21 protein-coding genes and 1 other RNA gene are annotated in these 26,362 nt (G+C 59.5%); 1 reads left to right on the top strand and 21 read right to left on the bottom strand.

The genetic code is table 11. From position 1 onward, the window contains the following. Nucleotides 1-21: 21 nt before the first annotated feature. From BM063_RS01540 to ccpN, 14 genes are all read right to left on the bottom strand, one after another. Complete coding sequence (locus BM063_RS01540; protein WP_092035559.1) at nucleotides 22-285, bottom strand: hypothetical protein; 264 nt, start codon at nucleotides 283-285, stop codon at nucleotides 22-24. Between the two features lie 83 nt (nucleotides 286-368). After that, nucleotides 369-1,160, bottom strand: coding sequence for a GDSL-type esterase/lipase family protein (locus BM063_RS01545; protein WP_245751973.1), 792 nt, complete (start codon nucleotides 1,158-1,160; stop codon nucleotides 369-371). A 164-nt stretch (nucleotides 1,161-1,324) separates the two neighbouring features. After that, nucleotides 1,325-1,753: RNase P RNA component class A (gene rnpB / locus BM063_RS01550), an RNA gene on the bottom strand. Nucleotides 1,754-1,822: 69 nt separating this feature from the next. Further along, nucleotides 1,823-2,932, bottom strand: coding sequence for a Nif3-like dinuclear metal center hexameric protein (locus tag BM063_RS01555; protein ID WP_092035646.1), 1,110 nt, complete (start codon nucleotides 2,930-2,932; stop codon nucleotides 1,823-1,825). Beyond that, the gene (locus BM063_RS01560) at nucleotides 2,908-3,663 is read right to left on the bottom strand and encodes a tRNA (adenine(22)-N(1))-methyltransferase (protein ID WP_092035561.1); all 756 of its coding nucleotides are present in this window, start codon (nucleotides 3,661-3,663) and stop codon (nucleotides 2,908-2,910) included. Before BM063_RS01560 ends, BM063_RS01555 begins: the two co-directional genes overlap by 25 nt. Nucleotides 3,664-3,690: 27 nt before the next feature. Beyond that, nucleotides 3,691-4,560: an endonuclease/exonuclease/phosphatase family protein gene (locus tag BM063_RS01565; RefSeq protein ID WP_092035562.1), complete on the bottom strand. Its 870-nt coding sequence runs from the start codon at nucleotides 4,558-4,560 to the stop codon at nucleotides 3,691-3,693. A 6-nt stretch (nucleotides 4,561-4,566) separates the two neighbouring features. Then, nucleotides 4,567-6,063, bottom strand: a complete 1,497-nt coding sequence (locus BM063_RS01570; RefSeq protein ID WP_177198920.1) for a M1 family metallopeptidase — start codon at nucleotides 6,061-6,063, stop codon at nucleotides 4,567-4,569. 259 nt (nucleotides 6,064-6,322) lie between these two features. Further along, complete coding sequence (locus BM063_RS01575) at nucleotides 6,323-7,972, bottom strand: AMP-binding protein (protein ID WP_092035647.1); 1,650 nt, start codon at nucleotides 7,970-7,972, stop codon at nucleotides 6,323-6,325. 74 nt (nucleotides 7,973-8,046) lie between these two features. Further along, nucleotides 8,047-9,186 (bottom strand): acyl-CoA dehydrogenase, encoded by a 1,140-nt coding sequence (locus BM063_RS01580; RefSeq protein WP_092035564.1) that lies wholly within the window; start codon nucleotides 9,184-9,186, stop codon nucleotides 8,047-8,049. A 267-nt stretch (nucleotides 9,187-9,453) separates the two neighbouring features. Further along, nucleotides 9,454-10,590 carry an RNA polymerase sigma factor RpoD gene (gene rpoD, locus BM063_RS01585; RefSeq protein ID WP_092035565.1) on the bottom strand — a complete coding sequence of 379 codons (1,137 nt, stop codon included), beginning with the start codon at nucleotides 10,588-10,590 and terminating at the stop codon, nucleotides 9,454-9,456. A gap of 30 nt (nucleotides 10,591-10,620) precedes the next feature. Next, nucleotides 10,621-12,447, bottom strand: a complete 1,827-nt coding sequence (gene dnaG / locus BM063_RS01590; protein WP_245751964.1) for a DNA primase — start codon at nucleotides 12,445-12,447, stop codon at nucleotides 10,621-10,623. Nucleotides 12,448-12,880: 433 nt separating this feature from the next. Continuing rightward, the gene (ppdK, locus tag BM063_RS01595; RefSeq protein ID WP_092035567.1) at nucleotides 12,881-15,538 is read right to left on the bottom strand and encodes a pyruvate, phosphate dikinase; all 2,658 of its coding nucleotides are present in this window, start codon (nucleotides 15,536-15,538) and stop codon (nucleotides 12,881-12,883) included. Beyond that, on the bottom strand, nucleotides 15,535-16,362 hold the full coding sequence (locus tag BM063_RS01600) for a pyruvate, water dikinase regulatory protein (protein ID WP_218154395.1): 828 nt from the start codon (nucleotides 16,360-16,362) through the stop codon (nucleotides 15,535-15,537). The genes ppdK and BM063_RS01600 overlap by 4 nt, the downstream gene beginning before the upstream one ends. Before the next feature lie 33 nt (nucleotides 16,363-16,395). Further along, a complete protein-coding gene (ccpN, locus tag BM063_RS01605) occupies nucleotides 16,396-17,025 on the bottom strand; it encodes a transcriptional regulator CcpN (RefSeq protein ID WP_483878449.1) in 630 nt (209 codons plus the stop codon). A gap of 339 nt (nucleotides 17,026-17,364) precedes the next feature. Here ccpN and helD point away from each other — a divergent pair, with 339 nt between their 5' ends. Continuing rightward, nucleotides 17,365-19,707: an RNA polymerase recycling motor HelD gene (gene helD / locus BM063_RS01610; protein WP_092035569.1), complete on the top strand. Its 2,343-nt coding sequence runs from the start codon at nucleotides 17,365-17,367 to the stop codon at nucleotides 19,705-19,707. Nucleotides 19,708-20,020: 313 nt separating this feature from the next. Here the strand turns inward: helD and glyS are convergent, their stop codons facing one another. The 7 genes from glyS to BM063_RS01645 all read right to left on the bottom strand — a co-directional run bounded on the left by glyS (nucleotide 20,021) and on the right by BM063_RS01645 (nucleotide 26,359). Beyond that, a complete protein-coding gene (gene glyS / locus BM063_RS01615; protein WP_092035570.1) occupies nucleotides 20,021-22,108 on the bottom strand; it encodes a glycine--tRNA ligase subunit beta in 2,088 nt (695 codons plus the stop codon). After that, a complete protein-coding gene (glyQ, locus tag BM063_RS01620; protein WP_092035571.1) occupies nucleotides 22,101-22,985 on the bottom strand; it encodes a glycine--tRNA ligase subunit alpha in 885 nt (294 codons plus the stop codon). Before glyQ ends, glyS begins: the two co-directional genes overlap by 8 nt. 319 nt (nucleotides 22,986-23,304) lie before the next feature. Next, nucleotides 23,305-24,066 (bottom strand): DNA repair protein RecO, encoded by a 762-nt coding sequence (gene recO / locus BM063_RS01625; RefSeq protein ID WP_092035572.1) that lies wholly within the window; start codon nucleotides 24,064-24,066, stop codon nucleotides 23,305-23,307. A 15-nt stretch (nucleotides 24,067-24,081) separates the two neighbouring features. Next, nucleotides 24,082-24,219, bottom strand: a complete 138-nt coding sequence (locus tag BM063_RS01630; protein WP_092035573.1) for a YqzL family protein — start codon at nucleotides 24,217-24,219, stop codon at nucleotides 24,082-24,084. Between the two features lie 124 nt (nucleotides 24,220-24,343). Next, the gene (gene era / locus BM063_RS01635; protein WP_092035574.1) at nucleotides 24,344-25,240 is read right to left on the bottom strand and encodes a GTPase Era; all 897 of its coding nucleotides are present in this window, start codon (nucleotides 25,238-25,240) and stop codon (nucleotides 24,344-24,346) included. Further along, nucleotides 25,230-25,631 (bottom strand): cytidine deaminase, encoded by a 402-nt coding sequence (locus BM063_RS01640; RefSeq protein ID WP_092035575.1) that lies wholly within the window; start codon nucleotides 25,629-25,631, stop codon nucleotides 25,230-25,232. Before BM063_RS01640 ends, era begins: the two co-directional genes overlap by 11 nt. Beyond that, entirely contained in the window at nucleotides 25,628-26,359 is a 732-nt protein-coding gene (locus BM063_RS01645) for a DUF502 domain-containing protein (protein WP_092035576.1), read from the bottom strand. Before BM063_RS01645 ends, BM063_RS01640 begins: the two co-directional genes overlap by 4 nt. Nucleotides 26,360-26,362: the final 3 nt, after the last annotated feature.

The following is a 26,362-nucleotide window of genomic DNA, read 5'->3' on the forward strand; positions in this document are numbered from 1 at the left end:
CCATTTTCGGCCGCCCAAAGTTCATCGGAGGCAGTTGTCGGATCCGTCTGCGATGGCCAGTTCGTTTTCCAGGGAATTGATCACGTTAACATAATAATGGGCCGCTTTGTCCTCCTGCCCGTCCCGCATCAGATCCCGGTAGGTCTTATAACATTCGCAAAGCAGTTGAAACTTCTTCCGGAACTCCTCCTCGGACAAGATCGGAGGACGGCCGTCCCCTTCCTCCGACCAGAACATCTTGTAGCGTTCCAAATAGGCCTCATAGGAGGAAACATCGCGGATCATGCCTTCATCTCCCTGAGAAGGGCTTTGCCCTTAGCTTGCCGCAAACCGCCCCCACTTATCCGCGCCCTTTCCTTTTCCAGCATTCACCGCCGGACCACCCCCGACATCTCTCCGCGGATGATTTCCAGCAATCCCTCCGCCATCAGCTGGTAACCCCGATCGTTGGGATGGATTTCATCGGCCAACCAGTTGCGGTCATCGGGGAGCAGGCGGCGATCCACATCGATCACCGTCGTGGCGGGATAGTCGCGGGCCACCTCCTTCATCCCTTGGTTCCATTGAATGATCCGTTTCCGGACGACCGAAAAATAGGGTTCCTCCGGACCCAGGGGATTGTAAAGGGAGGTGATCAACACCGGGGCGCGGGGATTGCACGCCCGGATCTTTTCCAGGATGGCCCGCAGGTTATTCAGATACCGGTTTTGGATGTGCCGAAACTCCATCAGGGCATCGACGGGATTGCCGCGAAGGAGCAATTCCTTCAGGAGATCGTTTCCGCCGATGGTAATGGAAATCAGGTCCGACTCCCGAACTTTTGCCAAGAGATCGCGATTGTCCAGGGATCGCAGCAGTTGGTCCGACGTCTGTCCCGAAACGGCCCGGTTGTCCAAGTGGACATCGATCCCTTCCCCTTTGAGATATTCCGCAACCCAGTAACCGTAGCCCGCCTCCTTCACCGATCCCTTTCCCAGGGCGACCGAATCGCCGAGGACCAGATAATCCAACCTGCCTTCCTCGGCCGCGATCTTTCTTAGCTCCCGAAGAAATCCCCCCTCCCGGGGGATGTCTGCGGGTTTCGACGGACCCAACAGTGCCCACAGGCCGGCGAAACCCGTCGCCAACAGCACTGCCCCGATCGCCATCACCCTGCGCATGTTCACGACACTCACCCCAATGGTTTTAACCGTTCCTCATCCTTATCGTACCGAACCTGTATTACACCTCTATTTTGTTAAGATTACAGTTGTTTATTCCTTTTAATGGAAAAAATAACATAATAAAAAAAGACGCGCCATCACGCGTCTTTCGGCAAGCTCGTGAGGAAAGCAAACCATAAGCCGAGTTCTGTGCTCCGGGTGGTGTTGCGGCGGCTTGCCCCGCCTCCCACCCCTTGGAGTGGCAACCATCTATCTAGGCCGTGCATTGCTGCACGGCTCCAGCGACCTACCCGGGATCGCTGCGGGCCACAGCTGCACGTCCGAAGACGTGCTGATCCCCTACTAGGTCTTGCTCCGGGTGGGGTTTACCTAGCCAGCATGTCTCCATGCTGCTGGTGCGCTCTTACCGCACCGTTGCACCCTTGCCTGTGAAGCGCCCGCCGGGCGCTTCCATCGGCGGTCTGCATTTCTGTGGCACTAGCCTTGGGGTCGCCCCCACCGGCCGTTAGCCGGCACCCTGCCCTGTGGAGCTCGGACTTTCCTCCCGTGGGGCCTTGCGGCACTCCACCGGCGGTTGCCTGGCTTACTTTCCTCATCCACGGATTATACATTCTAACAAAGCTTGAGGTCAAACACAACACACACATATTGGAAACTGCTCAAAGGAACTGGAAGGGATCGCGGTGTACGTTCGTCGGAACGACCTTCATCCCCGGAGGAGCCCACTTTTCCCGCAGAATTTGGCAAACCCGCTCCAGGACCAGACGCTCCACATGATGGCCCGGATCGATCAGCGCAAGGCCGGCGGCCAAGGCATCCAGGGCCGTATGGTAGTCGATATCGCCGGTGATGAAAACATCCGCCCCGCGCTCCAAGGCCGTCCGGGCGTAGCGGCCGCCCGAGCCGCCCAAAACCGCCACGGTGGATACCGGGCGATCCGGATCTCCGACCAGGCGAAGGGCGGGGATTCCGTAGGCCTGCTTCACCCTTTCGGCCAGGTCTTTCAGGCGGGTTTTTTCCGGCAACCGCCCGATCCGCCCCAGCCCGAAGGATCGGCCGGGAAGGTCCAGGGGATAGATGTCGTAGGCCACTTCTTCATAGGGGTGCGCTTCCAGCATGGCTTGCACCACCCGGGCCTGAGCCGACTCGGGAACGATCGTCTCCAGCCGCACTTCCTCCACCTGCTCCAGCTTTCCCTGCTGCCCGATGTAGGGATTCGTTCCCTCGCGGGGAAGAAACGTGCCCGTCCCCCGGGAATTGAAGGTGCAGTGGCTGTAGTTGCCGATCCATCCCGCCCCCGCTTCGCACATGGCATTCAAAACGTTCATGTGGTGATCCTCGGGGACAAACACGACGATCTTTTTCAACCGCTCCCGGAAATGGGGAGCCAGCACTTCCGCGTTTTCCAGCCCCAGCTTTTCCGCCAGGACGTCGTTGACCCCCCCGGCCGCGGTGTCCAGATTGGTGTGGGCCACATACACATTGATGCCGTTTTTCAACAATTTCGCCGCCAACCGACCCGCCGGCCGGTCCCCGCGCAAATGGTGAAGGGGACGATAGATCAACGCATGATGGCTGACGATCCAGTTGGCCCCGAGGCGCAAGGCTTCGTCAACCACTTCCTCCGTCACGTCCAGCGTGACCAAGACTCCGGTCACTTCCGCCCCGGGATCCCCCACCTGAAGGCCGATCGGATCCCTTTCCACCGCCAGGGACGGAGGCGCCCATTCCTCCAGGGCGCGGATCAGGGATTCTCCTCGCACAGCCACTTCCTCAACCTCCTCCATTGGGCGATTTCTTCCTCCAGCTGCGCCGCCCGCCGGGCCGCCTCCTCCGTCCGGCCGGCCCGGACCCGCTCGAGGATTCGTTCGCGGGCGGCCAGTTCCTGAAGCCATTTTTTGATCAGCAAGGGATGTTTTTCCCTCCAGAGGAGGGGACCGAGCAGGAGCAATTGCTCCTCCGATGCGGGCGGCTGCCGGTACAACGCTTCGTCCTCTCCCCGCTCCGCGGCGATGATTTCATACAGGGTTCCCCCTTCTTCCACGAGGGTCTCCCCCACGGGCGCCCACCCGTTTTGTCTGAGCCACCGCCGCACCCGCTCCCCTCCGGTGTTGGGTTGAAGAACGAGCCGAAAGGCGCCGGACAGCTTCTCCCTGCCCTGATCCAGAATCTTCGCGATGAGGGGGCCGCCCATCCCGGCGATGACGATCACATCCGCTTCGCCCTCTTTCAGGACGGAAAGCCCGTCTCCCCGGCGCACCTCGATCCGGTCCGAAAGACCCCAGCGCCGGACCTGTGATCGGGCGTTTTCGAAGGGACCTTTGTTCAATTCCCCGGCAATTCCTTTCTCAATCCGCTTCCGGAGAACCAAATGGATCAGGAGATGGGCGTGATCCGCCCCGATATCCGCCACGGTCGTCCCCGCGGGAACCCAACGGGCGACGGCCTGGAGCCGCTCGGAGCATTTCACATCCCTTGAAGGGGACGGACTAAGGGACAATGATGTTCCCTCCCATGAAAAACGAAATCATCCGGAGAGCCGGCTTCGGGATCTTCCCCCTCCATCCCGTTCCGCACGCCGGTTCGTACCCATTATACCGGAACCGGCCTCATCTTTCGACCAGTCCAGCAGGCATTTTACGGGCAGATGATCGGATGGGCAGTCCTCCACCGAAACCACGGACGCCTCCAGGATCCGAAAATGGGATGAGCAAAAGATGTAATCGATCCGCTTGCGGGGTCGCAGACACGGATAGGTTCCCCCGGTCACCCCGCAAAAGGAAAGGGCATCGGTCAGCCAGGGGCTGAGACGGGTCACTTCCGGCTGTTCCGGCGTCACATTCCAATCCCCCATCACCACCATCGGACCCGTCCATTCCCGGCAGAGACCCCGGAGGGCCTCCACCTGCCGCCTGCGCATCACGGGCGTCAGCCCCAGATGGGTCACGACCAGCCGCACCGTCCTCCCTTCCCGCTCCAGATCGGCGACCAGGATCCCGCGGGGCTCGCCGACCTTCATGGAGAAGGTGAGATGGTGGTGGCGGAGAATCGGATCCCTCGTCAGCAGGCCGTTTCCGTATCCGCCCGAAGGCAGCCCCCCATGCCGCCTCCGGAGGGTGGGACCAAAACAAGATGCCATTTTCAGCCGGCGGGACAGCCATCCGAGCTGGTCTGCCCATCCGCTGCGGCGGTGAAAGCGGACATCCACTTCGTTCAAGCCGACCACATCGGGAGAGACGGACTCGATCACCGCGGCGATCCGCTCCAGATCCAACACCCCGTCACAGCCCAGCCCGTGGCGGATGTTGTAGGACATCACCAGCACCCAACCTTCACCTCCGCGACCCACGATCTCGGCAAAACGAAAATAAGGCCGGAGGATCACCTCCGGCAACATGTTATGCTATCCCGCCTTCCTTATGTCCTTCTCCTTGAAAAAGAGCCAGCGGTCAAAAAAGGGCGTAAGGTCCCTGCCGGCCACCTCATTGGCCACCCGGATGAAATCCCGGGTGGTGGCCACCTGGAACTTGTACCGGTCATAATAGGTTCGGAGGATTTCCAACACCTTCTCCTTTCCGATCTCATCCATCAGCCTCCAGAGCATGGCGGCGGGACGGGTGTAGACCATCAACCCGTAGATGGAGTCGGAGTACCGGTACAGGGGCTCCACCGAGGTCACCCCCTGCCTTTTATGGATTTCATCGCTCACTTCCGCCGCCCTCGCCAGAAACTCCCGCTGATCTTCCCCCATCTTGTCATGCATGTACAGCATCTCGGAAAAGGTGGTCAAACCCTCATCCAGCCAGGGTTCCTTCACCTGATTGTTGCCGACCACTCCGTACCACCACTGATGGGCCAGCTCGTGCACCACGACATTGACGGCGGGACGCTCCCCTTTCCGGGTGGGGTATTTGGGAATGGACGTGACAAGGCCGGGATACTCCATGCCCGCGATCCCGTAGCCGGTCTCTCCCAGCACCACGTCCACCTCGCGATAGGGATAGGGCCCGAACAGGCTTCCGAAGAACCGCATGCCGGATACGGCGGCCCGGTGCAGTTTTTTCGCCTCTTTCTCCATTCCCTTTTGATACCAGAGGTTGACCTCCACATCCCCCGCCGCTCCTTGGATCACCTCGTAATCTTTGGTGATGACGGCGGCAAAATCCCTCATGTTTTCCTGGCGGAGGGTCACGGTCCCCTTCGCCGGCTTCGTCGGGTCATCATCGGCGCTGGTGATTACCCGGTATCCTTCCGGCACCCGGAACGTCACTTCAAAATCGGACATCTGGGAATAAAAGGGATCCCCCACGGTGGTGTAGGGTTCCGTGTGCCAGCCGTCCTCGTCCTTCACGGCCAGCATCGGATACCATTGGGCGAGAAAGGCGGTGCGACCGAAGGCGTTCAGGCGGCTTCCCCCCCTGGGCAGTTTCAGGCGGTATTTCATCTCGATTCGGGCGGATTGTCCCGGCTGAAGGGGCTTCGGCAGGTTCACCCTCATCACGGTTCCGTCGATATGGGTCGCCGCCTTTCGGCCGTTCACCTTAACCTCCGTCACATCCAGATAACCCGGTTCCTTCGGTTTCGAGTGCTCCTCCCATTGCCACCGGCGGAAGGCATTGGGGTAAAGGCGGAAATAGACCTCTTCCCACGTTTCCGATCGATTTTTCGGCAGCGTCACCTCCATCCGTCCGGCGACCGTGCGGGCTTTGTCGTCATAATCGGCCCTGATCCGGTAGACGGGGCGGGAGGCGGTCGGGGAAGACGCTTTTCCCATCGACAGACGGGCCGGCACCTCCGACGCCCGCAGACGATCCAGCTGCCCCATCAAAGCAATCGCGGCCAAAACCAGGCAAAACCCAAGACAAGCCCAGAAGCGGAGCTCCACCAAGGCGCGTTTCATCCATCCATTCACCCATTTCCTTTCCGTATTTCTTCCGCTCCTAGGGTTTCCAATCCGGGGTGAAATCATAATGGACGAAGTGAGCCGCCGCATAAAAATGACGCAAAAAAAAGCGTCCCCGAAACGGGAACGCTCAAGGCCGCAGGCAAACCTTATTTCCCCTAATGAAGGAGTCGCCCCGAGAAACCGCTTCTTTCGATGAAATTCCCGGAGCGCCTCTGAAAAGCGGGACCCCCTTCTCTCAGAGGCGGGTATCAAATCAGACGGATTCTTCCTTTTTCTCCAGGCCCAATTCCCTGGCGGCCATCTCCCGCAGCCGGAATTTCTGGATTTTGCCGCTGGCCGTCATGGGATATTCATCGACAAAGAAGACATGGCGGGGAATCTTGTACCGGGCGATCTTCCCCTCGCAGAAGGCGCGCACCTCTTCTGGGGTGAGCTGCTCCCCCTCCTTGACCCGGATGAAGGCGGCCACCTGCTCCCCGTATTTCTCGTCGGGAACGCCGACGATCTGCACATCCAGGATCTTCGGATGCGTGTAGAGAAATTCCTCGATCTCCCGGGGGTAAATGTTTTCCCCTCCCCGGATGATCATATCCTTCAGCCGCCCCGTGATGCGGAAATAGCCGTTTTCGTCCATCACCGCCAGATCGCCGGTGTGGAGCCACCCTTCATCGTCGATGGCTTCCGCCGTGGCTTCGGGCATCTTGTAATATCCCTTCATGACATGGTAGCCCCGGGTGCACAGCTCCCCCTGGACGCCCGGCGGCACCTCTCTCCCCGTCGCCGGATCCACGATCTTGGCCTCCACGTTGGGAAGCACCCGTCCCACCGTCGAGACGCGCAATTCGATGGGATCGTCGGTCCGGGTCTGGGTGATCACCGGAGAGGATTCCGTCTGGCCGTAGGCGATGGTGATCTCCTTCGCCCCCATCTCGTCGACCACCCGTCTCATCACTTCGATGGGACAGTTGGAGCCGGCCATGATGCCCGTGCGGAGGGAACTCAGATCGAACTTGCGGAAGTCGGGATGGTTCAGCTCCGCGATGAACATGGTGGGAACCCCGTGAAGCGCGGTGCACCGCTCCTGTTCCACCGCCTGCAGCACCTTCAGGGGATCAAAGGCGATGAGCGGGACCATCGTCGCGCCCGTGCCCGCACAAGCCAGGGTTCCCATCACACAACCGAAACAGTGGAAGAAAGGGACCGGGATGCACAGGCGGTCTTCGTGGGTCAGCTTCATGCATTCCGCCACGTTCCGGGCGTTGTTGACGATGTTGTTGTGGGTCAGCATCACTCCCTTGGGAAATCCGGTGGTGCCGGACGTGTACTGCATGTTGATCACATCGTCGGGATGAAGGGATGCCTGGCGGCGCCGCAGCTCTTCGTCGCTCACCTCGTCCCCCAGCGCCAGAATGTCCTTCCACAGAAACATCCCCGGCTTCCGCTCGTCTCCGATAAAGATGACATTTTTGAGGCGGGGCAGCCTTGCGGAGCGGAGCTGTCCGGGCATCGATTCCTTCAATTCGGGACAGATTTCGTAGATCATGTCCAGATAGCTGTTCCCCCGAAACCCCTCCATCAGGATCAACGTCTCCGTGTCCGACTGACGGAGAAGATATTCCAGCTCGCGGGTCCGGTACTGGGTGTTGACGGTGATCAGGACCGCCCCCATCTTGCCCGTGGCAAACTGGGTGATCACCCACTCCGGCAAATTGGTCGCCCAGATCGCCAGATGGTGCCCCTTCCCGAGACCGAGGCGCATCAGTCCTTTGGCCGCGCGATTGCACTGCTTCTGAAACTCCGACCAGCTCCATCGAATGCCCAGTTCGGGATACACGACGGCGTCCCGTTCGCCGAATCGCTCGACGGTCTCGTCCAACAAATCTCCCACGGTCTTGTGAATCAGCCGGGCCATATCCAAAACCTCCCCAATATTCCGTCATTTCTGCGAAAGAAGGGGCCCTCCGGCCCCGAACATCGTCAACACCCGATTTCCCGGGCGATGATGTTGCGCTGGATTTCCGAAGTTCCTTCCCCGATTTCGGTCAGTTTGGCATCCCTGAAGTAGCGTTCCACCTTGAAGTCGTGCATGTATCCCCAACCGCCGTGGATCTGCACCGCCTGGTCGCAGACGCGCATCGCCATCTCCGAAGCGAACAGCTTGCACATGGAGGCTTCCTTCGTGAAGCGCCGCCCCTGATCCTTCAACCATGCCGCCTTGTACACCATGTTGCGGGCCACTTCGATGTTCATCGCCATATCCGCCAGTTTGTGCTGAATCGCCTGAAACTTGGAAAGGGACTGCCCGAATTGCACCCGCTCCTTGGCGTAGCGGAGCGCCGCCTCATAGGCTCCCTGGGCGATGCCCACGGCCATGGCGCCGATGCCGATTCGCCCTCCGTCCAGGGTGATCAGGAATTGCTTGAACCCTTCGCCGATTTTGCCCAGGACATTTTCATGGGGAACCCGCACATTTTCCAACACCAGTTCCGTCGTGTTGGAACTGTGGAGTCCCATTTTCAGGTAGTTGGCGTTGACGGTAAACCCTTCGGCGTCGGTGGGGACGATGAAGGCCGTGATCTCACTCTTGTCCCCTTTCCGCCCCGTCACCGCCGTCAGGGAGACGAAATCGGCGTAACTGGCGTTGGTGATGAAGCATTTGGTCCCGTTGATCACCCATTCGTCCCCGTCTCTTTCCGCCTTCGTCCGGGTGCCCCCGGCATCCGATCCGGCGTTCGGTTCCGTCAGGCCGAAGGCGCCCAGGGTCTCTCCCCGGCAGAGGGGAACCAGGTATTTCCGCTTCTGTTCTTCCGTCCCGAACAGATAGATGGGCGCACAGCCCAGGGAGATGTGGGCGGAGTAGGTGATCCCCACCGAAGCGTCCACCCGCGAAAGCTCCTCGACGGCAATGGCGAAGCTGATCGTGTCGGCACCGGCGCCGCCGTACTCCTCCGGGAAAGGCAATCCCATCAGGTTCAGCTTCGCCATCTTTTTTATCACTTCCAGGGGGAACTCCTTCTTCCGGTCCCGCTCATCGGCACCGGGAGCCACTTCCCCCTCGGCGAAATCCCGCATCAATTTGCGGATCATTTTTTGCTCTTCTGTAAGATCAAAATTCATTCACCCTCCACTCCCTCCATAGAAACCCGCATGATTGCGCTTACACTTCCATTATAGGCGGAAAAAACCTCATCCTTCAAGCGATCCGGATAAAGCGCACAGGCGGCGCCTCAAAACCCGATTACTCCCAAAATGGAGCTTGTCTACATTTGTGTTGACATAAATTTTCGTGTACACTGTCAAGTAAGAGGAAGAACACCCCAGTAGCCCTGCCCGTTTTCAAAAAAAGAAAAGCACCCCGCCGGCGGGATGCTTTTCAAACATTACTCACTCCAGAAAATCTTTCAGGCGCTTGCTGCGGCTGGGGTGGCGCAACTTGCGCAGGGCCTTGGCTTCGATCTGGCGGATCCTCTCCCGGGTGACGCCGAACACCTTGCCCACTTCCTCCAGCGTGCGGGTGCGTCCGTCGTCCAACCCGAACCGGAGACGAAGGACGTTTTCCTCGCGGTCAGACAGCGTATCCAACACTTCCTTCAGCTGTTCCTTCAGCAGCTCGTAGGCAGCGGCGTCCGCAGGCGCCTGAATGTCGTCGTCCGGGATGAAATCCCCGAGATGCGAATCGTCCTCTTCCCCGATGGGTGTCTCCAGGGAGACGGGCTCCTGGGCGATCTTCATGATTTCCCGCACCTTCTCGGGGCTGAGGTTCATCTCCTTGGCGATCTCTTCGGGCGTGGGTTCCCGTCCCAGCTCCTGCAGCAGCTGGCGGGAGACGCGGATCAATTTGTTGATGGTCTCCACCATGTGGACGGGAATGCGGATGGTTCGAGCCTGATCGGCAATCGCCCGGGTGATGGCCTGGCGAATCCACCAGGTGGCATAGGTGCTGAACTTGTACCCTTTGCGGTAATCGAATTTCTCCACCGCTTTAATCAGACCCATGTTTCCTTCCTGGATCAGATCCAGAAACAGCATTCCCCGGCCGACATACCGTTTGGCGATGCTCACCACCAAACGGAGGTTGGCCTCGGCCAGCCGGCGCTTTGCTTCCTCGTCCCCCTGCTCGATCCGCTTCGCCAGCTCCACTTCCTCCTCGGCGGTGAGCAGCGGAACGCGGCCGATCTCCTTGAGGTACATGCGGACCGGGTCGTTGATCTTCACGCCGGGCGGAACGCTGAGGTCATCGTCCAGCAGATCGCTCTCTTCCCCCGCGGAATCATCCTCATCGGAAAAGAGAATGTCCTCCCCGTCATCCACGTCATTGTCGTTGATCACTTCCACCCCTTGCTCGCCGAGACGCTCGAAAAATTCATCGATCTGCTGCGAATCCTGTTCGAAGGGGGACATCTTTTCCATGATCTCTTTATAAGTTAAAACGCCCCGCTTTTTTCCGAGATCGATCAGCTGCTCCTGCACCTGCTCCAACGAAAGATCCGGTTCGGCGTCCATGAATTGTTCGTTGGCCAAATTCTTTCCCTCCTTCCTCATTGCACCGCTTCAAGACCGCGCCTGCACTCTTTTTTTCAACCGGTACAGCTCCGCTCCGAGCTGCGCGGCCTTCGCGATGTCTCCGGCACGTTCTGCCTGCTCGATCTGGCGTTTTACGGTGTCCATTTCCTTATAAAGAGGATAATTGCGGACCATTCGAATGCAGTCTTCAATCCCTTCATCCGAAAAGGAATCGGGAAAATCCATCATCGCCAGCTCGCTGATGCAATTCATCAGACGCTCGTCTTTCACATAATGAATAAAGCGGGACGGGTCGGCCGGATGGCCTTCCGCGTAATAGGCGTACAGGTATGCCACAATCGCCGCATACTCATCAACGTGAAATTCGGCGCCGACGGTTTCGCGAACCCGTTCGGCCACGCTTCGATCGCGCATCATCATGGCCACCAGCTGCCTTTCCGCCTCCTCGTGGGCGGAAGGCCTTCGCCGGTGTGCGACCATGTGTTTGGCATCGTGATATTCAGTATTCCACTTCGTCCCCCCTTTATCCCTCTTTTTTTCCTTTTTGCGCCGCCATATGCGCTGTTGCTCCTGTTTCAGCGCGTCCAGAGACAGCCGAAACTCGTCGGCAAGGCGGCGGAGGTAGTGATCCCGCTCGATGGCAAGGGAAAGATCGCTGATGACATCCAGTGCGCGGGTCAGATATTTCATTCGCTCCCCTTCATCCTGCAGGTTGAAATCCTTCTTCAGGTACTCCAGCTTGAAGGCGGGAAGGGGAAGGGCTTCGGCGAGAATTTCCTCCCGGAAAGCCTCCGCTCCGCGTTTGCGGAGAAAATCGTCCGGATCCATCCCGGGGGGCATCTGGGCCACCTTGACGAGACACCCCTGATCCTTCAACAGATCCAGTCCCCGATCCGCCGCCGCCTGGCCGGCATCGTCGGCGTCGTAGCAGATCACCACATTTTCGGCGCAACGCCGGATCACCCGCGCCTGACCTTCGGAAAGGGAAGTCCCCAGGGAGGCGACACCGGTCTGAATGCCCGATTGCCATGCCGTGATGACATCCATATATCCCTCGAACAGGACCACTTCCCGTGCCTTCCGGATCGCCCTGCGGGCCCGGTGCAGATTAAACAGGTGCTGGCCCTTGTGGAAGAGCGGCGTTTCGGGGCTGTTCAGATATTTGGGATGTCCGTCGCCGAGCACGCGCCCGCCGAAGGCAATCACTCTGCCCTGAAAATCGTGGATGGGAAACATCACGCGCCCGCGGAAGCGGTCAAAAAACCGCGGGGGATCGGATTCGGAGGAACTCACCAAACCCGCCTCTTCCAGGAGCTTTTCCGAAAAGCCCTTTCGCCTTAAAAAGCGGAGGAGGACATTTCCGGAAGAAGGGGCGAAGCCCAGCCGGAATTCCTTGATCGTCTCCATCGACACCCCGCGATCCTGGAGATAACGGAAGGCGTCGCGGCCCTGATCCGTGTTCAGCAGGATGTGATGGTACAGCCGGCAGGCCCAATCGAGGGCTTCGCGCATCCGCTTCTTCGGTCCATCCTCGGAATCGGCGAGCGTTCCCGCCCGGGGAAGGGGGATGGAAGCCTCTTCGGCGAGATGGCGAACGGCTTCCACAAAGGACATCTGTTCCATCTCCATGATGAACTTGATGACATTCCCCCCCGCCCCGCAGCCGAAGCAATAATACATCTGCTTCTCCGGGGAAACGGAAAAGGAAGGGGTTTTTTCGGAGTGAAAGGGACACAGGCCGAAATAGTTGCGGCCGCTTTTTTTGAGCTGAACGTATCGTCCCACGACATCCACAATGTCGTAATGCTCCCGCACGCGATCGATGACTTCGTCGGGAATCGGACCCCCCCTCACCGATACCACCGCTTTCCGCAAACCTGAACCCGCGGGAAAATCAAATCGGGCAGTTGTCCCATCATCTTGATGTTATTCGCCAAAATTCGTCAAACTCCTGCTGAGGGATGGAGTTTTTGGAGGAAAACGGAGAGAGGCGGAAAAGGGACAAGCCGATTAAGTCTCTTCATCCTATCTATTCTACAATGGAAAGTGGTTTTCCTTCCAGATCGGAAATCCGTTGAAACTGGTAATTTTGGACTATCCCGTTGGTTTATTTCCCGATTCTGTAGTATTATACGCGTCTAAACCAAAAAAATCCTCTTTGTTCCCTTGACAAATCCCATTTTTGTGCTCCAGCCCCGCAGGCGGAAAAAAGGTGCGGAACCGAAACGCCGGTTCTCCGGCCTTTTCGGTTCCGCGGCCGTCGAATTGTTATTCTCCTCTTCCTGCCTCACTCCGCCTTCCCGGACGATTGAACGGCGATCTGAGCCGCCGCCAGGCGGGCCAGCGGAATTCGGAAGGGGGAACAGCTGACATAGTCAAGCCCCACCTCATGGCAGAAGGCGATGGAGCGCGCGTCGCCGCCGTGCTCGCCGCAAATGCCCGCTTTCAGTTCCGGCTTGACTTTCCGGCCCAATTCCACGCCCATCCGCACCAGTTTGCCCACGCCTTCGGCATCCAGGGTCATGAAGGGATTGTCCGGCAAAAGCTTGCGCTCGAGATAGGTGTGCAGGAACTTGCCCTCGGCGTCGTCCCGGCTGAAGGCGAAGGTCATCTGGGTCAGGTCGTTGGTTCCAAAGGAGAAAAAGTCGGCTTCCTCGGCGATGGCATCCGCCGTGAGGGCGGCCCGGGGCACTTCGATCATGGTGCCGACGGAATAGGGGATTTCGCGCCCGGTCTCCTCCATCACCCGGCGGGCCGTCTCCTCCACCAACCGGCGAAGCTCCTTCAACTCGTTGACATGGCCGACGAGGGGGATCATCACCTCCGGCCGAACGGCGATCCCCTCCTCGATCAGTTCGGCCGCCGCCCGGAAAATGGCTTCCGCCTGCATTTCGTAAATCTCCGGATGGCTCAAGCCCAGACGGCAGCCCCGATGCCCCATCATCGGATTGAATTCGTGCAGGGCTTTCACCTTGGCGAGCAGGGTTTCCTTTTCCTTCAGCTTCCGGGGATCGGCTTCGGGATCCATCCGCAGCCGGGTCACTTCGGTCAGCAAATCCTCCAGGTTGGGGAGAAACTCGTGAAGGGGCGGATCCAACAGGCGGATCGTGACCGGAAGTCCCTCCATCTCCCTGAAAATGCCCTTAAAATCCTCCAACTGCATCGGAAGCAGCTTGTCCAGGGCCTTTCGCCGCTGTTCGGGTGTTTCCGCGAGGATCATCTCCTGAACGATGGGGACGCGGCTCGCTTCCATGAACATGTGCTCCGTCCGGCAGAGCCCGATTCCTTCGGCGCCGAAGCGGCGGGCCTTGGCGGCATCCTCCGGATTGTCCGCATTCGCCCGGACCTTCAGGGTGCGAACCTCGTCGGCCCAGGAAAGGATTTCCTGAAACTCTCCGGAAAGCTCCGGATCGATCAAGGGCACCTCTCCGCGGATCACCTGTCCGGTTCCGCCGTCGATGGAGAGAAGGTCCCCTTCCCGGATGACCGTTTCCCCGGCGCGGAACTCCTTTTTGCGCAAGTCGATGCGGAGTTCTTCGCAGCCGCAGATGCACGGTTTTCCCATGCCGCGGGCCACCACCGCCGCGTGGCTGGTCATGCCTCCCCGGCTGGTGAGAATCCCCTGGGCGGCGAGAATGCCGTGAATGTCCTCCGGCGTGGTCTCCGGGCGGACGAGAATCACCTTTTCCCCGTCCCGGGCGAGCCGCTCCGCCGTGTCCGCGTCAAACACCACCTTCCCCGATGCCGCCCCCGGCGAGGCGGGCAGGCCCTTGGCCAACACATCGAGCCGCGCTTCGGGATCGATGCGCCGGTGGAGAATCTGATTCAGCTGGTCGGGCTCCACCCTCATCAGGGCCGTCCTCCTGTCGATAATGCCCTCCTTTGTCATGTCCACGGCGATCTTGACGGCGGCGTGGGCGGTCCGCTTCCCCGATCGGGTCTGCAAAATGTACAATTTGCCCCGCTCCACGGTGAACTCGATGTCCTGCATGTCCCGGTAATGGCGTTCCAGGCGATCGGCAATCTCCCGGAACTCCTCGTAGATGCCGGGCATGCGCCGCTTCAGGGCGGAAATCGGTTCGGGGGTGCGGATGCCTGCCACCACGTCTTCTCCCTGGGCGTTGGTCAAAAATTCCCCGTACAAAACCTTTTCGCCGGTGGAGGGATTCCGGGTGAAGGCCACCCCCGTTCCCGAATCCTCTCCCATATTGCCGAATACCATCATCTGCACATTGACCGCCGTGCCCAGATGATCCGGGATCTTGTGAATCTTCCGGTAGATGACGGCCCGCTGGTTGTTCCAGGAATCAAAGACCGCGATGACCGCCCGGCGCAGCTGCTCCTTGGGATCCTGGGGGAAAGGTTCCTTCGTTTCCCGCTTGACCAGCTGTTTGTAGCGCTCGATCACCCACTGCCAATCCTCCGCCGAAAGCTCCGGATCCAGCTTGAGACCCCTCGCCTCTTTCCGCTCGTCGATGATCCGTTCAAAGAGATAATGATCGATGCCCAGAACCACATCGCCGAACATCTGGATAAACCGGCGGTAGGAATCGTAGGCGAAACGGGGATTCCCCGTCAGGCGGGCAAGCCCCTTCACCGTCTCGTCGTTCAGCCCCAAATTGAGCACCGTATCCATCATGCCCGGCATGGAAATGACCGCTCCCGAGCGGACGGAGACGAGCAGCGGCCTCTCCGGATCCCCGAGCCCCTTTCCCGTCCGCTCTTCCAGATCCGCAACCGCCTGCTCCATCTGGTCGAGCACATCCTGGGTCAGCCGGCGACCGGCCGCATAATAATCGAGGCAAGCCTCCGTCGTGATGGTGAAACCGGGGGGAACCGGCAGGCCATGCCGGGTCATCTCCGCAAGATTGGCCCCTTTCCCGCCCAAAAGACGCTTCATATCCCCGCGCCCCTCATCAAACCGGTAAACCACCTTTTTGCTCAATCCTTACGACCTCCCCTGCGAAGGATGTCCAGCACGATATTGGCCGTCTCCTCGACCGCCTTGCGGGACACATCGATGACGGGACAACCCACTTTTTTCATGATCCCCTCGGCGTATTCCAACTCCTCCAGGATGCGCTCCATGCTGGCATAGCTGGCCTGGGACGTCAGACCCAGGGATTTGAGGCGCTCCCGGCGAATGTTGTTCAAAAACTCCGGTTCGATCGTCAGGCCGATGCATTTGTTCGGAGGAATGCGGAACAGCTCCTCCGGCGGCTCCACCTCGGGCACCAGCGGAACATTGGCGACCTTCAGCAGCTTGTGCGCCAAATACATGGACAGGGGAGTTTTGGACGTGCGGGAAACCCCGATCAGCACGACATCCGCCCGGAGAATCCCCCGGGGATCCCGGCCGTCGTCGTACTTGACGGCGAACTCGATCGCCTCGACCCGCCGGAAATACTCCTCGTCCATCTTGCGCACAAGGCCCGGTTCCCGCCTCGGAGCGCGCCGAAACAGCCTGGAAAGCTCATCGATCATCGGACCCATGATGTCGATGACGGGCACATGGCGCCGCTCGGCCTCTTCGATCAAAAATTTCTGCAGTTCGGGCACGACCAGAGTGAAAGCGATCATCCCCCGAACTTCGCTGGCCGCCTGAACCGTTTCCGCGATCGTCTCCTTGTCATCCACGTAGGGGACCCGGCGAATCTCCACCTGATCCCCGTTAAATTGGCTGGAAGCCGCCCGCACGACCAATTCGGCGGTCTCCCCCACGGAATCGGACACAACATACACCACCGGATGATGCAAATCGCTGGTAATGGTTCATCCCCTCCCCTTAACCCGACAAGCATCTCATACGACGGATTCCTGTCCCAACTCGACGAAAGCCTTTGTAATGGTCGTTTTGGTGATGCGGCCCACCACTTCCAAGCCCTCGCCGTCTTCCATGGGGCGGACGACCGGCAAGGCGTCCACCTGATAGCGCATCAGCTTGGACGCGGCTTCATACAGGGTCTCCTCCAGGGTGCACGTGATGATGTTGGGCATCCGGGTCATCACCACACTGACGGGAATCGCCTGCAAATCCTGCTTGCCCAGGGCGATTTTCAGAAGATCCTTCCGGGACACCACCCCGGCCAGCCGGCCGCCGTCCTTCACCACAAACAGCGTCCCCACATCCTCCAGAAACATGGTGCAGATGGCGTCGTACACGGAGAGCTTTTCCGTCACGACGACGGGCATCGACTTGTAATCCTTCACCTTCAATTTGCGCACGTGTTCCGTGAAGAGCTGGTTGGCCGTCTTTCCGACATAAAAATATCCAACCCGGGGACGGGCATCCAAAAATCCGGCCATCGTCAATATGGCGAGGTCGGGACGAAGCGTCGCCCGCGTCAGGTTCAGTTTTTCGGCGATCTGCTCGCCCGTGATCGGCCCCTCATCTTTGACGATCTGCAAAATCATCTCCTGTCGCTTGGTCAGTTCGATCGCCCCACACCCCCTTCAACGGGCGAAGGTAGATTGTGTCATACTTTATAAACAAATTCCCCATATAGTATATACTATATTGACCATTCTATTTCTGCAAGTCTTTTATTTCTCCGCCGTCCCAAAGGATCCCATAAAAAAAAGGATCCGCCTCGCGCGCCTGCGAATCCATTCCGGTTCAAGGGCTCTGTTGACTTGCGAAGGATTTCCGTGATACATTAATAAAGTGCACCCTTCGCGTTTTCGTAAATAAAAATAAATACCCTATTTTATATTACTATATGAGTCGGGTTTTGTCAACATTTCATCCCAAAAAAAAAGGAGAGGTCACCCATGGCGGCGGAACGGGAATTGGAAAAGGAACAGGAGCGAGTCGATGCAGTCGTCCAAAAAATCGACCACCAAATCCGCGCACTCCGGCGACAGACGGAGGCGATCAAAAAGGAAGTCCTGGAAATGAGCCGAAATTTCTGGGATGAAGTGACGATCAACTTCGGCGATCCCCACGACACTATCGAAACCCTCGCCAGCGTCAATCAGCAGGCCAGGGTGCTGGCAGAGCGGGAGCGGAGCTACCGTCACGCCCGCAGGCGGTTGACAACGCTGGTTCGGATGAAGGACTCCCCATACTTCGGGAGGATCGATTTCGTCGAAGACGGGGAATCGAAGGCCGAATCGATTTACCTGGGAATCGCCTCGGTCCGCGACGAGGAGGGAGAACCCCTGGTTTATGATTGGCGGGCCCCCATCGCCAGTCTGTATTATGAAGGTTCGCCCGGACCGGTGCGGTATCAGACCCCCGCGGGCGAGGTGACGGGGACGCTGAAAAACAAGCGCCAGTTTGTCATCCGCGACGGCCGGATCCGGAGCATGTTTGACACCGGCATCACGATCGGCGACGAACTGCTGCAGGAGGTCCTCGGCCGCCATTCGGACGCGCAGATGAAAAACATCGTGGCCACCATCCAAAAGGAACAAAACCGCATCATCCGAAACGAGGGAAAACGGCTCCTGGTGGTATCGGGAGCCGCAGGCAGCGGAAAAACCTCGACGGCCCTGCAGCGGGTGGCCTGGCTTCTGTACCGCTACCGAAAATCGCTGACGGCGGAGCAGGTGGTCCTGTTCTCTCCCAACCCGATGTTCAACAGCTATGTATCGACGGTTCTCCCCGGATTGGGTGAGGAAAACATGCAACAGACCACCTTTCAGGAAATGTTGGAAAACCGGCTTGGAAAACGGTTCCGCCTGGAGGATCCCTTCGATCAGATGGAATACGTGCTTAAGGGGATGAACGAACCGGGATACGACGAGCGTCTCCAGGGCATCCGGTTCAAAACATCGACCCGTTTCATGGAAGTGATCGATCGATACCTCGAGCGCCTGGGACGGGAAGGCCTGATCTTCAGGGATGTCGTCTTTCAAAACCGGGTTCTCATCCCCGCCGAAGAAATCGAAAGGCGGTTTTATTCCCTCGATCCCTCGCGGTCGATCTCCGGCCGCATGAGCCGGCTGGCAGAACAGCTCCTGGATCTTCTGGAAGAAATGGAAGAAAAAGAGAAAGAGAAGCCCTGGGTGGAGGATGAGATCGAACTGCTCGACGCCGAGACCTACCAGCGCGCCTACAGGGAGCTTAAGCGCCAGCCGGGATTCTCCGAAAACGGCGCCGATGACTTGAAAAAGGAACGGGAGTGGCTCGCCTCCTTCGTGGTGAAGGAGCGGTTCAAACCCTTGCGGCACTTCATCAAGCGGTATCGGTTTGTCGACATCCCCTCTTTGTATCGGCGGCTGTTTGCGGATCCCGATTTCGTTCCGCGCATGATGCCGGACATCCGCCTGCCGCAGGGGTGGAAGGCCATCTGCGCCCGGACGGCGGAACGCCTCGGGCGGAACGAATTGGCTTACGAGGATGCGACTCCCTTTCTTTATCTGACGGAGAAAATCGAAGGGTTTCAAACCAACCCCCACATTCGCCACGTGTTTGTGGATGAGGCCCAGGACTTTTCCCCGTTTCAATTCGCTTTCCTCAAACACCTGTACCCGCGGGCCAGCATGACCGTTCTCGGCGACTTCAACCAGGCGATCTTCATCTCCGCCGAATCGGGCTTTGATTTCCTGACCGGCCTGTTCGGAGCCGATGAAACCGAGACCTTCATCCTGACGCGGAGCTACCGTTCCACCCGGCAAATCGTCCTGTTCACCCGGGAACTGATCGAAGGAGGCGATCAAATCGAACCCTTCCACCGCGACGGCCCCAAGCCGACGTGGACGCAGGTGGAGGATCGGGAGCAGCTGTTCGAAAAAATCCCGGACCGCATCCGCCGCCTTCAGGACGCCGGCCACCGGACCATCGCAATCATCTGCAAGACCGCCCGGGAGAGCCGGGAAGCCTATGAAGGGCTGAAGAAGCGCTATCCCTCCCTTCGGCTCATCGAAAAGGAGACAGTCACCTTTGAAGCGGGTCCCCTCGTCATTCCCTCCTATCTGGCCAAGGGGCTGGAGTTTGACGCGGTGATCGTTTTCGACGCCCAGGAAGCGCGATACGGAAGGGAAAGCGAGCGGAAACTGTTCTATACGGTCTGTACCCGGGCAATGCACGAACTGCATCTTTATTGCGCGGGCAAAGCCACTCCTTTCCTGTCCGACGTGTCGCCGGATTTGTATGTGGTGGAATCGTGACAAAACCCCGGACCGGTTTGCGGTCCGGGGTTTTGTTGAAAGAGCGCAGCTTGCAATCCGTGAGGATGGTGAAGCTTCTCTTCATCACATCTTGCCCTTTCGCCGTCGCAATCTCGCCATCAACCCGGCATTCTTGTCGGACAAACCGCCTCCCGCCATCGCGTGCGCCCGCTAATCGCCACTTGGCGGCGGAAAAAAAACAAAGGACCGGCCCGGCGGAAATTCGGAGGCCGCGGAAATCCGCACATCCGATGCCCGGCCCGCAAAAAAAGGGCCCGGGGCCGCGTTGGGAACGTCCGGCCCCGGTGAAAACTCACCCGGCCAACCGATCAAAGTGGGCGAAACGCCTCACCAAATCGGTCAGCCGGCGGAGAAGCGCCAGGCGGTTGGCCCGGACGGCTTCATCCTCGGCCATCACGAAAACCTCGTCGAAGAAGCGATGGATCGTGGGAGCCATCTCCGCCAGGGCCTGGTACATGCCGGCGACGTCCCGACGGGACAGGGCGGCCTCGAACCGGTCGGCGGCCTGCCGGTAGGCGTTCCAGAGGAGGCGCTCCGCTTCCTCCTCCATCAGCGACGGGTCCACCCCCCTGTTCGGATCTCCCTTCCTTCCCAGGTTGGCGGTCCGGTTGAAGGCCTCCACCACCGGTTTGAAGGCGTCTTCCTCCTTCACCCGCTCCATCAGAAACCGGGCCTTGTCCACCGCCAGCCGGGGGTCTCCCACCCCGGCGGCCAACACGGCATCGATGACGTCGTGGCGGATTTCCGCCTCCTGCAGGACCGTCCGCAGGCGGAGGGCGAAGAATTCCTCCAGCCGTTTCTTCACTTCCTCCGCGGGTTGGGTGACGAGCCCCTTTTCCCGCAGAAGCTCCAGGGCATGGTCCCACAGGCGATTCAGCGTCACCGACGGCCAATCCCGGTGCAGCAGGATCTGGATCAAACCGGCGGCCCGGCGGCGCAACCCGTAGGGATCCTGGGAACCGGAAGGCTGGATGCCGATGCCGAGGAAAGCGGCCTGGGCATCGATCTTGTCGGCCAGGGCGAGGACGGTTCCCACAACGGAGGCGGGGAGCTCGTCCCCGGCATGGCGGGGCAAGTGATGTTCGAAAACCGCCCGGGATACCTCCGGATCTTCCCCGGCCCGCCGGGCGTACTCTTCGCCCATCACTCCCTCCAGCTCGGGGAATTCGTACACCATCTGCGTGGACAGATCGAATTTGCAGATTCGCGCAGCCCGGTCGATTTTCCTCACCGTTTCCTCATCCAATCCGAGCCAGTCCGCAATGGAAAGGGCCAGGGTGCGGACGCGGCGCACCTTGTCCCCGATGCTCCCCAGTTTCTCATGGAAAACAATCTGGTCGAGCCGGGAGACCGCCTCGTCGATGGAGAGCTTCAAATCCTCCTCGTAGAAGAAGCGGGCGTCGGCCAGACGGGCCCTGAGCACCTTCTGATTTCCCCGGGCCACCACATCCAGGGCGACATCGTCCCCGTTCCGGACCGTGACGAAATGGGGAAGCAGGCTTCCGTCTGCGGCCGTCACCGGGAAGTAGCGCTGATGTTCCCTCATGGTCGTAATCAGCACGGCCGGAGGCAATTCGAGAAATTTCTCGTCAAAGGAGCCGGCGAGGACCGTCGGATATTCCACCAGATGGGTCACTTCTTCCAGCAAACCCTCGTCAACGGGAATGCGCCAACCCTTTTCCTCCTCCAACCGGCGCAGCTGGTCGAGAATCCGTTGCCTGCGTTCCTCCACATCGGCGATCACCCATTGCTTTCGGAGGGTTTCCAGATACTCCTCCGGCGAAGAGAGTTCCACCTCTTCCCCCAGAAACCGGTGTCCGCGCGTCCGATTGCCGGCGGTGACGCCTGCCCAGGAGAAGGGAACCGTTTCCCGGCCGAAGAGGCAGACCAACCACCGCACCGGGCGGATAAACCGGGTCCGGCCGCTCCCCCAGCGCATCGCGCCGGGAAGGTGGATGGACGACAGCACGCCGGGAAGTCCCTCCTGCAGACATTCCCCGGTGGCTTTCCCCTTCATCACCTTCCGGGCGAACAGGTACTCTTCCCCTTTGTGTTCGCCAAAATACAGATCGTCCAAAGAGACGCCCTGCTTCCGGGCAAACCCCACCGCGGCGGGGCTCCAGCTTCCGTCCTCCTTGAGGGCAATCCGCTTGGCCGGGCCTCGCACCTCTTCCCGCACATCCCGCTGGCGCTCGGCCACCCCTTCCACCCGCAGGGCGAGCCGCCGGGGCGTGGCATATGTATGACTGGTCCGGTAGTCGATCCGATTCTCCCTGAGCCAGCTTTCGACCCGCTCTTTCAACTGCTTGGCCGCTTCGCCCACAAACCGGGCCGGTATCTCCTCACAGCCGATCTCCAACAGCAATTCCCTTTCAGCCACGCTTTTCTCCCCCTTTCAACAGAGGAAATCCCAGCCGTTCCCGCTCTTCCACGTAAGCTTTGGCGCATTTTCTCGCCAGATCGCGCACCCGGCCGATGTAACCAGTCCGCTGGGTCACGCTGATCGCCCCCCGGGCTTCCAGCAGGTTGAAGGTATGGGAGCACTTCAGCACCCAATCGTAGGCGGGCAGAACCAGTTTGGCCTCCAGGGCGCGGAGGGCTTCCCGCTCGCAGTCGTCAAAGAGGCGGAACAAGAGGTCCGTGTCGGCCACCTCAAAGGAGTATTTGGAGTGCTCGTATTCCGCCTGGCGGAACACGTCGCCGTAGGTCACACCCTCCACCCACTCCAGATCGTAGACGCTCTCCTTGTCCTGCAGGTAAAGGGCCAGGCGCTCCAAACCGTACGTGAGCTCCACGGAGACGGGATCGGCCTCCAATCCGCCCACCTGCTGGAAATAGGTGAACTGGGTGATCTCCATCCCGTCGATCCACACTTCCCATCCCAGTCCGGCGGCGCCCAGCATGGGATGCTCCCAGTTGTCCTCCACAAAGCGGATGTCGTGGCGGCGGGGATCCACCCCCAACGCCCGGAGACTGTCCAGATACACCTCCTGGACATCGTCGGGCGAAGGCTTCAGAATCACTTGAAATTGGTGGTGCTGATAAACCCGGTTGGGGTTTTCCCCGTACCGCCCGTCCGCCGGCCGGCGGGAAGGCTCCACGTAGGCCACCTTCCAGGGCTCCGGACCGAGAGACCGCAAAAAGGTCATCGGATTGAGGGTTCCCGCTCCCTTTTCCACATCGTAGGGCTGAACGAGGACACATCCCTGTTCCGCCCAGAAGGTTTGCAGTCTCAGTATCATTTCCTGAAAATGCATCGCCTGCACCTCCTGTCGGATTGCCGTTAAAAAAACCCCCGCCCCATGGCCCGAAAACCATAGGGACGGGAGCTTTTCCCGCGGTTCCACCCTATTTGGCCGGCAGCGCCGACCCCCTCATTTCGCCATCGCGCTCAGGAACGCCCTTCACCGGTTCCGTGGCCGGGCTCTCACCCTCCCCGACTCGCTGATCACGGAGGAGCCGGCTACTCCTTTCCGTCATCGCGCGGCCCTTATTTCATTGCCCGAAACAGCGCGCTTTGCACGCGGTATGTACGTGGTATGTAGTCTTATATATATCAGACGAGGCCTTCTGTTGTCAACGATCCGGCGACTTGGACCAATCTTTGCGCAACTGGTCCAAAAAGGGGCGGGACTTGAACTTGATGCCCGCATATTCGTCGATAAAGGCCCTGAGAACCCGCTCCAGCTGCGCCTTGGTCTCCTCCTTCACCCGCACTTCCCCGATCCGATCCGGGGTAATGCGCTGCAAGAGCCGCAGAAGGCGGGCGGCCGTCTCCGACAAAGGAAGGGTGTGCGGATCCCGGTGGAGGCAATCGGAGCACAAAAAACCGCCCTGCCGGACGCTGAAGCGAACGGGACGGTCTCTTGAGCCGCAAAGGGCGCACTTGTCCAGCACGGGCCGGTATCCCGCGGCCTCCAATACTTTAAGCTCGAAGATCCGTGAAAGGATCTCCGGATCGGTGCCCCCTTCCAGTTGATCCAACGTGGAAGACAGCAGGCGGTACAAAGCGGGCGAAGGATCCTTCTCCTCCGTCATGCGGTCCAGCAGTTCCACCAGGTAAGCGGCGGTCGCCGTCAACAGGAGATCGGAACGGAGTCCGTGGTGGGAGGAAATCAGCTCTCCCTGGGACAGGGTTCCCATCCCCGATCCCAAAAAGCAGAGATATTGCCCCCGGGTGAAAAGTTGCGTGACCGCTCCCAGACGGCTCCTCGGCTTTTTCGCCCCTCGGGCCAGGACGGGCAGCTTTCCCCGTTCCGCCGTGAACAGGACGACCACCTTGTGGCTTTCCCCGTAATCCCGGGTCCGAATGACGATTCCCTCGGTTTTGATCAACATGGACAAGCCCTTCCCCTAATGGACTTCCTCCCGGTCATGCTCCTCCTCCCGGTCCTTGGCGGAATCGTCCTTGATCCCGTCCACTTCCTTGTACATCAGGTACGCATCGATACTGCCAGTTACCGCAAAGACATTCCAATAGAAATTGCGCAACCAGCACCCATCCTTTCCCTGACGTCGGTTGTCTTTCTATAGGGTTAGGATGACCGGGAGGCTTGGGAGTATGACTTGGAAATATTGCTATCCGTCCGGGAAAATTCCGCCAACCGCCTTCTTTCTATTCCACATCGCCGTATCCGAACCGGCGCAGATAAGCCTCTTCGTTCCGCCAGTCCTTTTTCACCTTCACCCACAGGTCCAGGTACACCTTGTTCCCGAGCAAACGTTCGATCTCCTCCCGGGCCAGTCGGCCCACTTCCTTCAGCATGGCCCCCCGCTTCCCGATCAATATCCCCTTTTGGGAGGGGCGTTCCGCATAGATCGTCGCCCGGATGTACACGGTCTCCCGGTCCTGCCGGGGGATCATCTCTTCGACGACCACCGCCACGGAATGGGGAATCTCCTCCCGGGTGAGGAAGAGCACCTTTTCCCGAATCAGTTCCGCGACAATGAATTGTTCCGGGGAGTCGGTCACCTGATCCGCCGGATAATAGGCGGGGCCTTCGGGCAGTTCCCTGAAGATCAGATCCACGAGGGTGCCCGTGTTGTTCCCCTGCAGCGCGGAAATGGGAACCACTTCCTTGAAGGAATAGAGGCGGCGATAGGAATCGATCAGCGGAAGCAGGGCGTCGGGATGCACCCGGTCGATCTTGTTCACCACCAGAAAAACGGGCGTTTCCACCTGCTTCAGGTGCTCGATGATGAAGCGGTCTCCCGGACCCATCCCCTCCTCGGCATCCACCAGCAGGAGGATCAGATCCACCTCTTCCAGAGCGGCCCGGGCCGTCTGAACCAGGTGTTCGCCCAGCTTCGATTTGGGCTTGTGGATGCCGGGGGTGTCCAGAAACACGATCTGCCCCCGCTCGTCGGTAAAGATGCCCCGGATCCTGTTTCGCGTCGTCTGGGGCTTATCCGACATGATCGCCACTTTTCTGCCGACCACGTGGTTCATCAGCGTGGATTTCCCCACGTTGGGCCGGCCGATCAGCGCAACAAACCCCGATTTATGGCTCATGTTGGAGTTCCTCCCTGCCGAAGGAGTCGGGCAACAGCTCTTTCACGGTGGTTTCCTTCCAATCTCCCTTCAGATTGGCCAGGTACACCTTCATGTCCGGCGGGCACAACTCCGCCATCACCTGGCGGCAGGCCCCGCAGGGGGCGACGGGACCGGGTGTGTCGGCGATGACCGCCAATGCCGCAAAGCGGCGTTTGCCCTCGGAAACGGCTTTGAACAGGGCGGTTCTTTCCGCACAGTTGGTCAATCCGTAGGAGGCGTTCTCCACATTGCACCCCCTGAACACCGCCCCGTCGTCGGTCAAAAGGGCGGCCCCCACCGGAAAGCGGGAGTAGGGAACGTAGGCGTGCTCCCTCGCCCTGCGCGCTTCGGCAAGCAGCATCTCTTTCATGGCCCCACCTCTCCCTGTCTCCTGATCCTGAGGCGCACGCCCGACGAATCTTCCGGTGCGAAAGGCGGGCCTTCCGCCCGCTCCCCGCGCCCGTTCGCCGGCGGAACCACCACACCCCCGGAAATGATGTATTTCAGTCCGTCCTCCACCGTGATGTCCAGAAAGATCACATCCTTTTCAGGGACGAGCACGAGCCAACCCGAGGTGGGATTGGGCGTGGTGGGAAGAAAGATGTTGAGAACCTTTTCCCCGGACCGCCGGCGGATTTCTTCACTGCTTTCGCCGGTGTAAAACCCCAGCGTGTAGATGCCCTTCCGCGGATACTCTACCATGACCACCCGCTTGAAGGAGGTGGCATCGTGACCGAAGGCATTGGTGATCTGCTTCACGGTGGAGTAAATGCTGCGGGCGATGGGAATCCGCGTGAAAACCCTTTCCGTAAAAAGGATCATCTGCCGGCCGAAAAAGCTCTTGGCCATGATCCCCACCAGGACGAGCAGCCCCAGGGTGAGGAGCAGTCCGACGCCGGGGATATGGGTTTCAAACCTGAGCTGCCCCACCTGGAGGGGAAACTCCACCAAGCCCACCCAATCCATGATCCGGGCCACGGTGATTCCGAGGGTGGGGTCGATGAACTGGAAAAGGAGTTTCAGCACGTATAAAGTGGCCACAGCGGGAAGCAATGCCAAGGTTCCGATGATGAGATGGTTGCGGATCGATTTGAACATGTC

The sequence above is a fragment of the Planifilum fulgidum genome (genome assembly GCF_900113175.1).
Lineage (GTDB): Bacteria > Bacillota > Bacilli > Thermoactinomycetales > DSM-44946 > Planifilum > Planifilum fulgidum.